General features: G+C 76.6%; 16 protein-coding genes. 12 read left to right on the forward strand and 4 right to left on the reverse strand.

What is annotated here, in order from left to right; all coding sequences use genetic code 11:
* Window positions 1-598: AIR carboxylase family protein (locus ABQ292_RS23530; RefSeq protein ID WP_369210136.1), on the forward strand; the 598-nt coding region annotated here is incomplete at its 5' end.
* Window positions 599-604: 6 nt separating this feature from the next.
* Here the strand turns inward: ABQ292_RS23530 and ABQ292_RS23535 are convergent.
* The gene (locus ABQ292_RS23535; protein WP_369210151.1) at window positions 605-1735 is read right to left on the reverse strand and encodes an MFS transporter; all 1131 of its coding nucleotides are present in this window, start codon (window positions 1733-1735) and stop codon (window positions 605-607) included.
* 310 nt (window positions 1736-2045) lie between these two features.
* Here ABQ292_RS23535 and ABQ292_RS23540 point away from each other — a divergent pair, with 310 nt between their 5' ends.
* Both ABQ292_RS23540 and ABQ292_RS23545 read left to right on the forward strand, forming a co-directional pair.
* On the forward strand, window positions 2046-2645 hold the full coding sequence (locus ABQ292_RS23540) for a TMEM165/GDT1 family protein (protein WP_369210137.1): 600 nt from the start codon (window positions 2046-2048) through the stop codon (window positions 2643-2645).
* A gap of 61 nt (window positions 2646-2706) precedes the next feature.
* Window positions 2707-3642 carry a diguanylate cyclase domain-containing protein gene (locus ABQ292_RS23545; RefSeq protein ID WP_369210138.1) on the forward strand — a complete coding sequence of 312 codons (936 nt, stop codon included), beginning with the start codon at window positions 2707-2709 and terminating at the stop codon, window positions 3640-3642.
* On the opposite strand, the gene ABQ292_RS23550 is transcribed toward ABQ292_RS23545, so the two are convergent.
* Window positions 3623-4192, reverse strand: a complete 570-nt coding sequence (locus ABQ292_RS23550) for a TetR/AcrR family transcriptional regulator (RefSeq protein ID WP_369210139.1) — start codon at window positions 4190-4192, stop codon at window positions 3623-3625. The genes ABQ292_RS23545 and ABQ292_RS23550 overlap by 20 nt on opposite strands.
* A 78-nt stretch (window positions 4193-4270) precedes the next feature.
* Here ABQ292_RS23550 and ABQ292_RS23555 point away from each other — a divergent pair, with 78 nt between their 5' ends.
* The 3 genes from ABQ292_RS23555 to ABQ292_RS23565 are packed head-to-tail and all read left to right on the forward strand — an operon-like array spanning window position 4271 to window position 6509.
* Complete coding sequence (locus ABQ292_RS23555) at window positions 4271-4660, forward strand: antibiotic biosynthesis monooxygenase family protein (RefSeq protein ID WP_369210140.1); 390 nt, start codon at window positions 4271-4273, stop codon at window positions 4658-4660.
* Between the two features lie 41 nt (window positions 4661-4701).
* On the forward strand, window positions 4702-5670 hold the full coding sequence (locus ABQ292_RS23560) for an ABC transporter ATP-binding protein (RefSeq protein ID WP_369210141.1): 969 nt from the start codon (window positions 4702-4704) through the stop codon (window positions 5668-5670).
* Window positions 5667-6509 carry an ABC transporter permease gene (locus ABQ292_RS23565; protein ID WP_369210142.1) on the forward strand — a complete coding sequence of 281 codons (843 nt, stop codon included), beginning with the start codon at window positions 5667-5669 and terminating at the stop codon, window positions 6507-6509. The genes ABQ292_RS23560 and ABQ292_RS23565 overlap by 4 nt, the downstream gene beginning before the upstream one ends.
* A gap of 73 nt (window positions 6510-6582) precedes the next feature.
* Here ABQ292_RS23565 and ABQ292_RS23570 read toward each other — a convergent pair whose 3' ends face one another.
* Window positions 6583-7059 (reverse strand): VOC family protein, encoded by a 477-nt coding sequence (locus ABQ292_RS23570; protein ID WP_369210143.1) that lies wholly within the window; start codon window positions 7057-7059, stop codon window positions 6583-6585.
* Window positions 7060-7086: 27 nt separating this feature from the next.
* On the opposite strand from ABQ292_RS23570, the gene ABQ292_RS23575 reads away from it, so the two are divergent.
* A complete protein-coding gene (locus ABQ292_RS23575) occupies window positions 7087-7932 on the forward strand; it encodes a helix-turn-helix domain-containing protein (RefSeq protein WP_369210144.1) in 846 nt (281 codons plus the stop codon).
* Window positions 7933-7951: 19 nt separating this feature from the next.
* Here ABQ292_RS23575 and ABQ292_RS23580 read toward each other — a convergent pair whose 3' ends face one another.
* The gene (locus tag ABQ292_RS23580) at window positions 7952-8863 is read right to left on the reverse strand and encodes a haloalkane dehalogenase (protein ID WP_369210145.1); all 912 of its coding nucleotides are present in this window, start codon (window positions 8861-8863) and stop codon (window positions 7952-7954) included.
* A gap of 105 nt (window positions 8864-8968) precedes the next feature.
* On the opposite strand from ABQ292_RS23580, the gene ABQ292_RS23585 reads away from it, so the two are divergent.
* The 5 genes from ABQ292_RS23585 to ABQ292_RS23605 form a co-directional block, all read left to right on the forward strand.
* A complete protein-coding gene (locus ABQ292_RS23585) occupies window positions 8969-9721 on the forward strand; it encodes a MerR family transcriptional regulator (RefSeq protein WP_369210146.1) in 753 nt (250 codons plus the stop codon).
* Between the two features lie 472 nt (window positions 9722-10193).
* Window positions 10194-12488, forward strand: coding sequence for an ATP-binding protein (locus ABQ292_RS23590; RefSeq protein WP_369210147.1), 2295 nt, complete (start codon window positions 10194-10196; stop codon window positions 12486-12488).
* A complete protein-coding gene (locus ABQ292_RS23595) occupies window positions 12485-14080 on the forward strand; it encodes a PAS domain-containing sensor histidine kinase (protein WP_369210148.1) in 1596 nt (531 codons plus the stop codon). The genes ABQ292_RS23590 and ABQ292_RS23595 overlap by 4 nt, the downstream gene beginning before the upstream one ends.
* The gene (locus ABQ292_RS23600) at window positions 14077-14463 is read left to right on the forward strand and encodes a response regulator transcription factor (RefSeq protein WP_369210149.1); all 387 of its coding nucleotides are present in this window, start codon (window positions 14077-14079) and stop codon (window positions 14461-14463) included. The genes ABQ292_RS23595 and ABQ292_RS23600 overlap by 4 nt, the downstream gene beginning before the upstream one ends.
* The coding region (locus ABQ292_RS23605) for a hypothetical protein (protein ID WP_369210150.1) at window positions 14460-14779 on the forward strand (320 nt) is incomplete at its 3' end. The genes ABQ292_RS23600 and ABQ292_RS23605, both read left to right, overlap by 4 nt.

Consider the following 14779-nt stretch of genomic DNA (forward strand, 5'->3'; position numbering starts at 1 on the left):
CTGGGGCGTGGGCCGCAGCACCGAGCAGGTGCTGGCCCTGGTCCGCGAGGCCCGCGCCGAGCACCCCGACCGGCCGGCGCTGGTCGTGCGGGCGAGCGCCGACACACTCGTCGCGCTGGCCAGCGAGCACGACGCGTCCACGACCGTCGACGCCGCGGCGATGTCGGCCGCCGTCGGCCCGATCCCCGAGCCGCGCGGCCGGGTCGGCGTCCTGTGCGCGAGCACCGCCGACGCGTCGGTGGCCGCCGAGGCGGCGTTCGTCGCGCGGGTGACCGGCACCGAGGTCGTGCGGGTCGACGACGTCGGCGGCAGCCGGCTGCGGCCGCTGCTCACCGACCGCACGCTGCTCGACGACGCCGACTGCCTGGTCGTGGTGGCCGGGCTGGACGCCTCGCTGGCCGCCACCGTGGGCGCGATGACCGACGTCCCGATCGTCGCGGTGCCCACCTCGACCGGGCAGCCGGGCTCGTTCGGCGGGTTCGGCGCGCTGCTGACGATGCTCACCTCCGCCTCGCCCGGCATCGTGGTGAGCAACATCGACAACGGCCACGCCGCCGGTGTCTTCGCCGCCCGCATCGCCCGCAGGACGGCCAGGTAGCGGCGATCAGGTCGTCGGCCGGCCGGCCGACCGCCGGACGGCGAGGCCGTGGGCGACGACGGGAGCTGTCGCGGCGAAGACGACGGCGACGGCGAGGGCCCCGCCGAGGGCCCAGGCGCCGAACACCAGCAGCGCGGCCAGCTCGACGCCGAGGCCGGCGACCGACGTGACCGTGGCCCGGACGGCGGCGGGCGCCTGCTCCTGCAGCCGGGCCTCCCCCACGACGAGCACCGCCAGGTAGACGCCGTAGGCCAGGGCGACGGCGGTCAGCGCCGGCGGCCCGCTGCCCAGCGCGCCGGCTGCCAGCAGCACCGCGGACAGGACCAGCAGACCGGGCAGCGCCCGCGACGGCAGCCGCCCGACCCGGCCGGCCAGCGCCGCTCCCGCCGCCCCGGCCAGCGCCACGCCCAGGACGGCGGCCGGCACCACCGCCGTCGCCACGCCCCGGTCGCGGGCCATCACCGGGAAGTACTCCTCGAGCGCGTCCAGGCCGCCGAGCAGCGCGACGGCGACCACGACCTGCCGCAGCCCCGGCCGGCGCAGGGCCGTGCGCACCGCCGTGGGCAGCGACGCCGGCTCGTCGTCCCCGCCCGTCCGGGGTGGCTCGGGGAAGCGGGTGGCCAGCGCGGCCGCGGCCAGGCACACCGCGACGCTGACCCACCCGACCAGCGGGTAGCCGCCGGCGGACACCAGCACGCCGGCCGCGAGCGCCGTGGGGACCTGCACCAGCAGCTCGGTCGCCGTCGTCGCGCCGTGGACGCGCACGTAGGCCCCCTCCGCACCGACGGCGGCCAGCCCGTCGTAGACCAGCGCCTCGGCCGCGCCGGAGACGAGGGCCCCGCCGACGCCCCAGAGCACGAAGCCGGTGGCGAAGCCGGCCGGTCCCGGGGCCACCGTCCAGACCGCGAAGCCGGCCGCCTCCAGGACGCCGGCCAGCACCAGCGCGCCCCGGCGGGACCAGCGGTCGGCGAGGACCCCGGTCGGCACCTCGGCGAGCAGCCCGGTCACCGACCACAGGGCGAACAGGCCGGAGACCTGCGCCGGCGACAGCCCCGAGTCGAGGAACAGCAGCGCGTACAGCGGATAGACCGGCACCAGCCCGGACAGCGCGGTCCAGGCGACGGCGAGGCGGGCCAGGGGCCCGGCCGACGCCGGGAGGGGGTCGCGGACGGGGCGTCAACGGAACGGCACGGGCGCACGGTAACCGGGCTCACCCGGTCGCGCACCGGGGTTCTCGCACCCCGTCGGCTAGGCTCGGCGGCCGAGAAGGGGAGTAGCCCCCCGTCCGCTGGTCGACATGCTGGCGCGCCACCGCGGTGGCCGCCCGGTCAGCGGGCCCACGTCCCGGCGTGGGTGGGCGAGACCTTCGGCCAGAGCAGTGTGCACCGCTGCCGGTCGGAGGCACCCGCTCCCGCCCGGCGGTGCCGAGCGGAAGAGAGTCCTGAGAGTGCTGGTCCTGTCGGTCGTCGCGACCGCGTTCGCCCTCGTCCTGCCCGTCGAGCTGCCGGACAAGACGCTGTTCGCCAGCCTGGTGCTGGCCACCCGCTTCGCGCCCCTGCCGGTCTTCGTCGGCGTCGGCACCGCCTTCGGCCTGCAGGTGGCCATCGCGGTCACGGCCGGGAGCCTGCTCAGCCTGCTGCCGCAGGCGCTGGTCAGCGGGGTCGTGGCGGTGCTGTTCCTCGTCGGTGCGGTGCTGCTGTGGCGCAGCGCCTCGGAGGGGCCGGAGGACGGCGGGGAGGCGGCCGACACCCGCGAGCAGACGTCGTTCCTGCGCGCGGCCGCCGTCTCCTTCGGGGTCCTGTTCGCCGCCGAGTGGGGTGACCTCTCCCAGCTGGCCACCGCCGGCCTGGCCGCCCGGTTCGACGAGCCGGTGTCGGTGTTCGTCGGGGCGTGGGCGGCGCTGCTCACCGTGTCCGGCCTCGCGGTCTTCCTGGGCAAGACGCTGGCCGACCGGCTGCCGATCGCGCTCATCCGCCGGGTCGCGGCGGTGCTGTTCGTCGTCTTCGCCGTGTTCGCCGTCGTCGAGACCGTCCGCGCCCTGACCTGATCGGGGGATCCGCGCGGCCGAGGAGCTGGAGCGACCGGCCGGGCCCGCCGATGCCCCTCCCGTGACCGTTTCGACGCCACCCGACGAGGCCACCGGCCCGTGCCCCCGGCGGGCGCAGCTGCCGGCCGGCCTCGACGTCGAGGACCTGGACCACGACGCCGAGCTCGCCGCCGTCGTCCGCATCGCCGCCGCGGTCACCGGCATGCCGTTCGCGACCGTCACCGTGCTCGACGACCGCTCCCAGCACCAGGTCGCACCGCACGGCTTCCCCGGCGCGACGACGGCGCGCGAGGAGTCCCTCTGCTCGGTGATGAACGCCGACGCGCCCGCCGTCCGGGCGCACGACGACCTCTCCGCCGACCCCGTCCACGCGGCCAACCCCTGGGTCGACGGCCGGTACGCGCGGGTCCGCGCCTACGCCAGCGCCCCCTGGTCGTCGACGGCGCGCTGGTCGGCACCCTGTGCGTGTTCGACAGCGCACCGCACGCCCTCGCCGCGGAGACGGGTGCGCGAGCTGGAGGCCCGGCTGCGGGAGGCGGCACTGCACGACGCGCTGACCGGCCTGCCCAACCGGGCGCTGCTGCTGGACCGCATCGAGCTGGCCCTGCGCGCCCAGGAGCGCGACGGGCTGGCCGCGGCGCTGCTCTACTGCGACCTCGACGGCTTCAAGGGGATCAACGACACCCTCGGCCACGCCGCCGGGGACGCCGCCCTCCTGCGGATGGCCACGGTCCTGCGCGGCACGGTGCGCCCGGGCGACACCGTGGCCCGCATCGGCGGCGACGAGTTCGTGGTGCTCTGCCCCGGCGCGGGCACCGAACTCGTGGCCCGTGCGCTGGTCGCCCGCATCGAGCGGACCCTGGCCACCCCGGCCGACGGCGGCCCGGCACTGCGCTCGAGCACCGGGGTGGCCCTCTCCTGCCGGGGGGACACCGCCGACAGCCTGCTGCGGCGCGGCGACGCGGCGATGTACGAGGTCAAGCGGTCCCGTCGCTGACCGGCGGGGACACCAGCGCCAGCCGGGTCACCAGCGCGTCGACCTGCTCGTCGAGGTCGGGCCACGGCAGGTCCGGCCCGCCGGCCCGCAGGGTGACCGTGCCGTGCAGCGCCGTCCAGACCAGCGCGGCGTCGGCCCGCGGGTCCCGGCTGGCCGAGCGGCCGGCCCGCACGCACGCGTCCACGGCCGCGACCAGGGTGTCGAAGGCGCGGGCACCGGCGGCCGGTCGCCGCGGGCCGAACATCGCCCGGTAGCGGGCGGGGGCGGCCAGGCCCTCCCGCACGTAGGCCCGGCACCCGGCACGCAGCCGGTCGACGGGGTCGGGCAGGTCCGCCGTGGCCGCCCGGATCGTCGCGACGAGGTCGTCGAAACCCCGGTCGACCACCGCGTCGAGCAGGGCGGTCAGGTCGGCGAAGTGCCCGTAGACGGCGGGCGCGCTGACGCCGGCCTCCCTCGCCACCCCGCGCAGCGTGACGGCGTCGGCCGAGCCGGCGGTCTCCACCAGGGCGGTGGCGGCGGTGAGCAGGTCGGAGCGGAGGTCGCGGGCCACGCCTCCGGACTTTACATGTGTAAAGTCCGGGGCTATCGTCGCTTTACACCTGTTAAGCCGCCGACCGAGGAGGTTCCCGTGCGCGTGATCCCCGACCTGCCCTGGACCGCCGACCGCCCCGCGGAGGGGCCCGGCGTCGTCCTGGTGACCGAGCTGCACCTGCGCCGGCCGACCGACGTCCCGGCGTTCTTCGCCGCGTCGATGGCCATCCGCCGGCAGGTGTCCACCTCCCCGGGAGCCCGCTCGCTCCTGCTGCGCGCGCAGCCGCTCGCCCGCACCTTCACCACCGTGTCGTGGTGGGACGACCCGGCCGCCGTCCGCGCCTTCGCGCGCACCGACCCGCACCGGTCGGCCATGCGCCACTGGGCGCCCCGGCTGAAGGCCTTCTCCAACCGCACGCTGCCCGGCGACGGGACCGCCCCCACCGTCGACGCCGCCGTCGCGGCGGCGGCTGCGCTCTCGGCATAGCGACGCGGCGGTGCCCGCCCGGGGTGGCACCATCGCGGGAGATGGACGCCGTCGTGGAGGTCACCGACCTGGTCAAGCGCTACCCGGGCCGACCGACCAACGCCGTCGACGGGGTCTCCTTCACCGTCGCGCGTGGTGAGGTGTTCGGCCTGCTCGGCCCCAACGGCGCGGGCAAGACGACGACGATCGGCGTCCTCACCACCCGGGTGCTGCCCACCGGCGGGAGCGCGCGGGTGGCCGGCGTCGACGTCGCCGCCGACCCGGTCACCGCGCGCAGCCGGTTGTCGGTGGTGCCGCAGCGGTCCAACCTGGACCGCTCGCTCACCGCCCGGCAGAACCTGGTCTTCCACGCCGCCTACCACGGCGTCGGGCGGGCCGAGCGCAACCGCCGGGCCGACGAGCTGCTCGACCGGCTCGGCCTGGGCGACCGCGGCGGGGACAAGGTGGACGACTACTCCGGCGGCATGGCCCAGCGGCTGCTCATCGCCCGGGCGCTCATGCACGCGCCGCAGGTGGTCTTCCTCGACGAGCCGAGCACCGGGCTCGACCCGCAGGCGCGGCTGTTCGTGTGGGAGCGGGTGCGCGAGCTGCGCGAGGGCGGGGTGACCGTCCTGCTGACCACGCACGACATGGAGGAGGCGGCGGCCCTCGCCGACCGGGTCGGGATCATGGACCACGGCCGGCTGCTCGCGCTGGACACACCGGGCGCGCTCACCCGCTCGCTGCCGGGCAGCGCCACCCTCGACGTCGACGTCGAGCGCGCACCCGACGACAGCGACGAGGCGGTGCTCGCCGCCCTCGGCGCCCTGCCGCAGACCGAGCGGGTGGAGCCGGTCACCGACGCGGGCGGCCTGCGGGCCCGGCTGTACCTCTCCGCCGACGCCGCGACGACGGTCGGCCCGGTGTCGGAGGCGCTGGTCGCCCGCGGCGCCCGGCTGACCGGCGTGCGGATCGGCGAGCCGAGCCTCGAGGACGTCTTCCTCAGCCTGACCGGACGGGAGCTGCGATGAGCACGGAGACCACCCGGGCCGCGGCCCCGCTCCCACCGGCCACCGAGGTGGCGCCGCGGACCGCCCGGCCCAGCGTGTGGCGGGCCTTCACCGCGCTGCTGTGGCGCGACGTCTTCGTCACCGGCCGCGAGTTCCTCACCTTCATCCTGCAGGTGGTGCTCCAGCCGGTCTTCCTCCTGTTCGTCTTCGGCAAGGTGCTCACCGAGCTCGGCTTCACGTCGACCACGTACGCCGACGTGCTGCTGCCCGGCGTCGTCGCTTTGGCCGCCTTCCTCACCGCGCTGCAGAACACCGCGTTCCCGCTGGTCATCGACTTCTCGTTCACCAAGGAGATCGAGGACCGGCTGCTCGCGCCGCTGCCCACCGCGCTGGTCGCCGTCGAGAAGATCGTGTTCTCGACGCTGCGGGCGCTGGTGGCCGCGCTGGTCATGTTCCCGATCAGCTGGTGGGTGCTCGGCTCGCTGCCAGTGACCTGGTCCGACGTCCCGCTGCTGGCCGCCTTCCTCGTGCTCGGGTCGCTGGTCGGCGCGTCCATGGGGATGGTCATGGGCACGTTCGTGAAGCCGAACCGGATCAACGTCGTCTTCGCCGTCGTGCTGACCCCGCTGCTGTTCACCGGCTCCACCCAGTTCCCGTGGCCGGCGCTGGAGCAGCTGCGCTGGTTCCAGGTGGTGTGCGCGTTCAACCCCCTCACCTACGTCAGCGAGGCGCTGCGGGCGGAGATGGCGCCGGACGTGCCGCACCTGCCGCTCGGGCTGTGCGCCGCCGCGCTGGCCGGGTTCCTGGTGCTCTTCGGGGTCCTGGGCCTGGTCGGGTTCCGCCGCCGCGCCCTCGACTAGCGGAAGGACCCCGCGTCCCCCCGCCACCCGCAGGCTCGCGGCGGGACCCTGACGCGGGGCCGGCCCAGCACGGTCAGAGGCCGCCGGAGGAGGCCCACTCGGACAGCCGGCGCTCGGTCTCCTCCGGGCTGACGTCCTCGACGCGGGTCATGATCGCCCAGCGGTGGCCGAACGGGTCGTGGATCGAGGCGAAGCGGTCGCCGGTGACGAAGGTGGCCGGCTCCTCGCGCACGGTGGCGCCGCGCTCGACCGCCGCGGCGAACACCGCGTCGACGTCGGCGACGTAGATGCAGGTGGAGCTGCTCACCCGGTCGCCCTCGCGGGCCGGCGCGACCAGCCCGTACTGCTCGGCCGGGTCGCCGAGCTGCAGCCGGCCGCTGCCGAGGTCGAGCTCGGCGTGCGGCACGGTCCCGTCGGGCCCGTCCATGCGGCTGACCACGGTGGCGCCGAACACCTCGCCGTAGAAGCGGATCGCCTCGCCGGCCGGGGAGCAGACGAGGAACGGGGTGAGGGTGGTGTAGCCGTCGGGACGGCCGTTCGTGATCGCCATGTCGGCCAGCCTGCCTACGCTCCGGCCGTGGCGTCTTGGACGAACGCGACAGCCCCGACGACCCGCGGCGTGCTGCGGCCCGCGGCGACCGCCCGGGTCACCGCCCTGCGCCGCGACGCCCCGGTGCACCCGGCGCTGGAACCCTTCGTCGAGCGCTACTGGTCGGTGCGCTGGGACCGGACGGGCCTGCCGCCGTTCCGCTCGGAGGTGCTCAGCCACCCGAGCGTGAACCTGTCGGTCGAGACCGGCACCGAGCCCCGGTTCGGCGTCGCGCTGCCGGCGGTCCTGCTGCACGGCGTGGTCACCCGCCGGTTCACCGTCGACCTGGTCGGCGCCGGCCGGGTGACGGCGGCGAAGTTCCGGCCCGGCGGCTGGGTCGCCTTCGGCGGGCGGCAGCCGGCCCGCGACAGCACCGCCCCACTCTCCGACCCCCGCCTCGACCCGGGCGCGCTGCTGGACGCCGTCCTGGCCGAGGAGGACGACGACGCCCGGGCCGCCGTCCTCGACGCCGCGCTCGCGCCGCTGGCCCCGGACCCGGCGCCGGCCCACCTGGAGCTGCAGGCGCTGATGGAGCGGATGGCCGCCGACCGCACGCTGGTCCGGGTCGACCAGGTCGCCGCGCTCGCCGCCACCAGCACCCGCTCCCTGCAGCGGCTGTTCGCCGGCTCCGTCGGCGTCAGCCCCAAGGCCGTGCTGGCGCGCTACCGGCTGCAGGACGCCGCGGCCACGATCGACGCCGGCGGGGTCGACGACCTGGCCGGCCTGGCAGCGTCGCTGGGCTGGTTCGACCAGGCCCACTTCAGCCGCGACTTCCGCGCCGTGGTGGGCGTGCCGCCGTCGGTCTACCTGGCCCGCGCCCGCGCCGACACCTGACCGCCGCCGCCGGGACGGCTCAGGGCAGGGTCGGGATCCAGCCGGCCAGCGCGCGGCCGATCTCGTGCGGCGAGTCCTCGGGGACGAAGTGCGAACCCGGCACCGTCACCTCGGTGACCGAGGGCCACTTGCGGACCAGCGCCCGCGGGCGGCCGGTCAGGATCGATCCGGGCTCGGCGTTCAGGAACAGCTTGGGGACGGCGCTGGTGCGCAACCAGTAGCCGTACTGGGCGACGACGTCGCGGACCAGCGGCGGCACGTTCTCGATCGGCAGCTGCCGGGGCCACTCCAGCGTCGGCCAGCGGTCCCCGCGCTCGCGGAAGGGCTGCCGGTAGCGCTCGTGCGCCTCCGGGCTCAGCCCGCGCAGCACCGAGGCCGGGAGGATGCGCTCGACGAAGACGTTCTTGTCGAGCACCACGACCTCGCCGTCGACGCCACGCATGGTGCGGAAGATGCTGCGCGCGTCGGCCGGCCAGTCGGCCCAGGTCAGGGGGCTGACGATCGCCTCGGTGAACGCCAGGCCGCGCACCGACTCGGGGTGGTGCCGGGCCCAGTCGAAGCCGAGCGCCGACCCCCAGTCGTGCAGGACGAGGGTGACCCGCCGCTCGACGCCCACGGCCTCGAGGAAGCCGGCCAGGTGGGCGGCGTGGGTGGCGAAGGAGTAGGTGCCGCGGTGCGGGTCGGGGAGCTTGCCCGACTCCCCCATCCCGACCAGGTCCGGCGCGAGGCAGCGGCCCAGGTGCTGCACGTGCGGGATGACGTTGCGCCACAGGTAGGACGACGTCGGGTTGCCGTGCAGGAAGACGATCGGATCGCCCTCACCGACGTCGACGTAGGCCATCTCCGTCCCGCGCACGCTCACCCGCTGCCGCGGGAAGGGGTCCTCGGGCGAGACCCGGTCGGCAGCGGCGAGGTCGTCCGGAGCAGCCACCCCGGCATCCTCACACCGGCACGGCTCCCCCGCCGTCCGGGAACGTGCTTGACCCTGACGCGACGTCAGGCTGTGCACTCGACGGCGTCAGGGAGGGAGGACCGCGTGAACGTGGGAGAGGTGGCCGCACTGGCCGGGGTCACGGTGCGCACGCTGCACCACTACGACCGCATCGGCCTGCTGTCGCCGTCGGGCCGCACCGCGGCCGGGTACCGCCGCTACTCGGCGGCGGACCTGGGCCGGCTGCACCAGGTGCTGCTCTACCGCGAGCTCGGGTTCGCCCTCGAGGAGGTCGCGACCCTGCTGGACGACCCGTCCGCCGACCCCGCCGAGCACCTGCGCCGGCAGCACCGGCTGCTGCAGGACCGGCTGGGACGGACGCAGGCGATGGTCGCGGCCGTCGAGAAGGAGATGGAGGCACGGCACATGGGGATCGACCTGACCCCGGAGGAGAAGTTCGAGCTGTTCGGGGACTGGCTCCCCGAGGAGTACGAGGCGGAGGCCGAGCAGCGCTGGGGCGACACCGAGGCCTGGGCGCAGTCCCAGCGGCGGACCCGCGCCTACACCAAGGACGACTGGGTGCGGGTCAAGGCCGAGGGTGAGGACGTCGAGGCGCGGATGGCCGCGGCACTGCGAGCCGGCGTCGCGCCCGACTCGCCGCAGGCCATGGACCTCGCCGAGGAGGCGCGGCAGCAGATCAGCCGCAACTTCTACGACTGCTCGCCGGAGATGCACGCCGGCATCGGCCGGATGTACGTCGAGGACGAGCGGTTCACGGCGCACTACGAGCAGCGCGCGCCGGGGCTGGCGCAGTGGGTGAGCACCGCCGTCCAGGCCAACGCCGCCCGCCAGGGCTGACACCCACCGTCGGGATCGGCGGTCTCGTGGCCATCGACGGCTGATCGCCACGAGACCGCCGGTCTCGCGCCCGGGGGCGGGTCCAGCCGCGGACCAGCCCCTGGGATCCCGGACCGTCGTCCCACCTCCGGGTGCGCCGGTCCCCGGTCGGTGGGATCCACCCCGGGGCACTTGTCGACAGGCGCGCGACGGTCGTCGGGCAGTTCGTCATCTGGTTGGACACGACGCTTCACCTCGACCGTCCCCCTGCCGATGGTCGTCCCGTGAGTCACAGCCGCCCCAGGGATCCCCGGGGCCTCGCCGGGCGCCTGCCCTGGCCCGCCGTCACGCTCGGCGCGGCGGCCGTCCACGCGGCCGCGAGCCTGCTCGGGCGGGCGACCCGGCTCGAGGGCTCCCAACTCTCGCTCGTCTGGCCCGCGGCAGCCGTGGGGGGCTGTGGCTGGCCGCCTCCTGGGCGCACCGCCGCCGGCTGGTGGTCGACACCGCCGTGCTCACCGTCGTCGCCGGCCTGGTCAACGCCACGACCGGTGTCGAGCCGGCCGCGGCCGCGGTGCTCGGGATCGCCAACGCCGTCCAGGCGGTGGTGGCCTGCGCGCTGTTCGCCGGCCTGCAGCGCCGGTGGGGCGCCGCCGTCTGGCGGCTGCGCCGGTCGACCGACCTCGGCGCGCTCACGGTCGCCGCGCTGGGTGCGGCGCTGGCCACGGCCGCCATCGGCCCGGTGGGCCTGTGGCTGCTCGACGGGGCCGCCCTGCTGCCCGCCATGGGCACCTGGACCGTGCGCACGGCGGCGAGCATCCTCGTCTTCGCCCCGCTGGCCCTCGTGCTGCTCGACCCGCGCACCGTCCACGAGCCGCTGGGCCGCAGACGGCTCGTCGAGCTGGCCGGCCTCACCCTGCTCACCACCGCCGCCTACGTCGTCGTGCTCGGCGTCCACACGCCCGTGCCGCTGGCGTTCGCGCTGCTGCCCTTCGGCATGTGGCTGGCGCTGCGCTTCGACCCGACCGTCGCCGCCGGGTACGTCACCCTCGCCGGCGTCCTCGTCGTCGCCATGACGCTCGTCGGCCGCGGGCCCTTCGCCGTCGGCGACCCCTGGCTGCGCGCGGGCCTGGCCCAGTCCTACGTCGTCGTCGCCGGGATCGTGGCGCTCGTCATCGCCCTGCACCGCGACGAGCGGCAGCGCCTCATCGCCGGTCTCGAGCAGGCCCGCGCCCGCGCCGACGAGCACGCCCGCCTCGCCGAGCAGGCCCGGGCGCACAAGTCCGCGTTCCTCGCCGCGATGAGCCACGAGATCCGCACGCCGCTCAACGGCGTCCTCGGCCTGACCACCGCGCTGCTGGACACCGACCTCGACGAGCGGCAGCGCGCCTGGGCCGGGGCAGCCGACCGGTCAGGCCGCGCGCTGCTCCGGATCGTCAACGACGTCCTCGACAGCGCCAAGGTCGAGGCCGGCGCCGTGGAGCTCGAGGAGGTCGCCCTCGACCTGCGCGAGGTGCTCGACGAGGCGGCGCTGCCGGTGCGCGCGGCCGCGGCCGACCGTGGGCTCGCCCTCGTCGTCGCGCCGGCTCCCGGGCTGGTCCCGCACCGCACCGGCGACCCGGTCCGGCTGCGCCAGGTGGCGGGCAACCTGCTGTCCAACGCGGTGAAGTTCACCGAGTCCGGCGGGGTCACGCTCACCGTGGACGGCGACGCCGACTCCGTCGTCCTCACCGTCACCGACACCGGCATCGGCATGACCGGCGAGCAGCTGGGCCGGCTGTTCACGCCCTTCGCCCAGGCCGAGGCCTCCACCACCCGCCGGTTCGGCGGCACGGGGCTGGGACTGACCATCACCGCCGGCCTCGTCGAGCGGATGGGCGGGCGGATCACCGCCTGCAGCGCGCCGGGCGGGGGGACCACCTTCCGCGTCGAGCTGCCGCTGCCCGAGGCGCGGCCCGGGACCCGGCCCGCCGACGTCCCGGCCGGGCGCACCCAGACCCTCGCCGACCTGCGGGTGCTCGTCGCCGACGACAACGAGGTCAACCAGGTCGTCGCCCGCCTCACCCTCGAGGCCCAGGGCCTGACCGTCGACGTCGTCCCCGACGGCGTGCAGGCGGTCGAGGCGGTCCGCCGGGGCGGCTACGACGCCGTCTTCATGGACTGCCACATGCCGGTCCTGGACGGCCTAGAGGCCACCCGGCGGATCCGCGCGGAGGAGGCCGCCACGGGCCGGCCGCGGATCCCGGTCGTCGCCCTGACCGCCAGCGCGCTGCACGAGGACCGCGCCCGCTACCGGGAGGCCGGCATGGACGGCTTCCTGCCCAAGCCCTGGACCCCCGGGGAGCTGCAGGCCGTGCTCGACCAGCTCGGCGCCGCTGCCCCCGCTGCCCGGCCGGCCCCGCCCGGCACCCCGGTCGACGACGACCTGTCCGCCGTCCGCGCCCGCCTCGACGAGCTGTTCGAGGACGTCGACCCCGAGGAGGCCGCGCCCGTGCGCGCCTCGCTGCTGACCACCTTCCGCGACCGGACGGCGGCCCTGGTCACCGACCTGGCCGCGGCCGTCGCCGCCGACGACCGTGCGGCGGTCGCCGCGGCCGCCCACGCCCTGCGGGGCAGCGCCGGCACCCTCGGTGCCGACGGGCTGGCCGCGCTCGCCGCCGCCGTCGAGGAGCGGGCCGGGACCCCCGGCGCCCCGGGCCTGGCCCGGCTCGCCGACCGGCTCACGACCACCGCGGCCGCACTGACCTCGGGGCTCGCCGACGTCGCCGCCCCCCTCCGGCGCGCCTCGTGACCACCGCCCCCGGCCGCGAGCGGCCGGACTGGCTGGCGGCGCTGCCCCCCCTGGCCGACCAGGTGCCCGACCTGACGGTCTGCGTCTTCGACGCCGGCCACCGGTTCGTCCTCTGCCACGGTCCCTGGCTCACCCGCCGCGGCCTGACCGCCGGCGACGTGCTCGGCCGCACGGTCCGCGAGGTCGTGCTGTCCTCCTTCGCCGAGGACGTCGACGCCCTGGTGGGCGCCGCGCTGGCCGGCCGCCCCGAGCAGGCGGAGTTCGTCGTCGACTACGCGGAGGTCAGCGGCGCACCGACCGCCGTGTGGGAGCTGGCCGCCGCGCCGCTCGCCGCCCCCGACGGGGCGCCCACGGTGCTGCTGACCTGCCGCGACGTCGTCCGGGCCCGGGTCAGCGACGCCGCGCTCACCAGCAGCGAGCAGCGGTTCCGGACGGCGTTCGACGCCGCCCCGACGCCCATGGCACTGCTGGTCGGCGCCGCCGCCCGGCCGACCGCCGTGAGCCGGGTCAACGCGGCGCTGGCCCGGCTGACCGGCCGCGCGGCCGCCGACCTGCTCGGCCGGGACGTCGCCTCGACCGCGGTCGCCGACGGGCTGGTCGGCGCCGAGCTCGCCGACCTCGTCGAGCGGGCGCTGCACGGGCAGACCGACCTGGCCGTGGACACCTGGCTGCGGCACGCCGACGGCACCCGTGTCCCGGTGTCGGCGGCCAGCTCCCCGCCGGTGCCGGCCACCGCCCCCGACGGCACGGTGCAGACCGAGCTGGTGCTCATGCTCCGCGACACCACCGCCGAGCTGGCCACCCACCGCGCGCTCACCGAGGCGCTGGCCGGCGAGCGGCGCGCCGCGGAGCACCAGCGTCGGCTGGAGACGCTGCGCGGCGACTTCGTCGCGGCCGTCTCGCACGAGCTGCGCACGCCGATGACCGGCATCCTCGGCAACATCGAGATGCTGCTCGACGGCGACGCCGGGGCGCTCACCGCGATGCAGGCGCTCATGCTCGCCACCGTCGAGCGGGAGGCCCAGCGGCTGCGCCGGCTGATCGAGGACCTGCTGACCACCGCGCACATCGAGTCCGGCGCGCTGTCCGCGCCCGAGGACGCCGAGGTCGACCTGGCCGCCGTCGCCGAGGCCGCGGCCGCCGACGTCACCGGTCAGCTGACCCGCCGGGGGCAGCGGCTGGTGCCGGCCGTCACCGGCCCGGCGTGGGTGCGCGGCGACGCCGCCGGGCTGCGCGGCGTGGTCGCCGAGCTGCTGTCCAACGCCGCGACGGTCAGCCCGGCCGGGGCCGCCGTCCGGCTCGCGTGCACCCGGGACGGCGGGGACGTCGTCGTCGCCGTCGCCGACTCCGGGCCCGGCATCCCCGACGCGGAGCTGCCCTACGTCTTCGAGCGCTTCTTCCGCACCGCGCACGCCGGCGAGCAGGCCCTGCCCGGCACCGGCCTCGGCCTGTCGCTGGTCGCCCACACGGTGACCACGCACGGCGGCACCGTCCGCGCCGAGTCCGGTCCCGGCGGAGCCGTCTTCACCGTCCGCCTCCCGGCGTCCGCACCCGCGGCCGCCGTCCCCCACCTCCTCCGGAGCCCCGCGTGACCCACGTCCTGGTCGTCGACGACGACCCCGCGATCGCCAGCCTGGTCGCCTTCAAGATCGGCCGTCTCGGCGCCCGCGTCTCGGTCGAGTCCGACGGCGAGGCCGGCCTGGCCGCGGCCCGCCAGCTGCGCCCGGACCTCGTCGTCCTCGACTGGATGATGCCGCGGATGAACGGCCTGGAGGTGTGCTCGGCCCTGCGCGCCGACGCCGACCCGCAGGTGGCCGGCGTCCCCGTCATCCTGCTCACCGCCAAGGCCCAGGAGAGCGACGTCGAGCGCGGCTTCGTCGCCGGCGCCACCGACTACGTGGTCAAGCCGTTCAGCCCGCGGGAGCTGGTCAGCCGGGTCACGGCCGCCCTGCCCCCGGGCAGCCTCGGCGCGTGAGCACCCTGTCGGCGGCGGCCGTCGTCGCCACGCTCGTCCTCACCGGCGTCGTCCTGCTGCTGCTGGCCGCGGTCGCGGTCGAGCACGCCCGCCGCGGCCGCCGGCAGGAGCGTGACGAGCGCCGCCGCACCGAGCTGACCCCGCTGGTCCTCGCCGCCCTCGACGACGACGAGGACGGCGCCGACGCGCTCGCCGGCCTGGAGGCCGCGCCGGCACCGCTCGACGACCTGGTCCTCGACCTGCTCCCCCAGCTGCGCGGCGCCGACCGGGCGGCGCTCGGCCGGCTGCTGGTCCGCCGCGGCGTGGTGGCCCGCGC

Source organism: Geodermatophilus maliterrae (assembly GCF_041018925.1).
GTDB lineage: Bacteria > Actinomycetota > Actinomycetes > Mycobacteriales > Geodermatophilaceae > Geodermatophilus > Geodermatophilus maliterrae.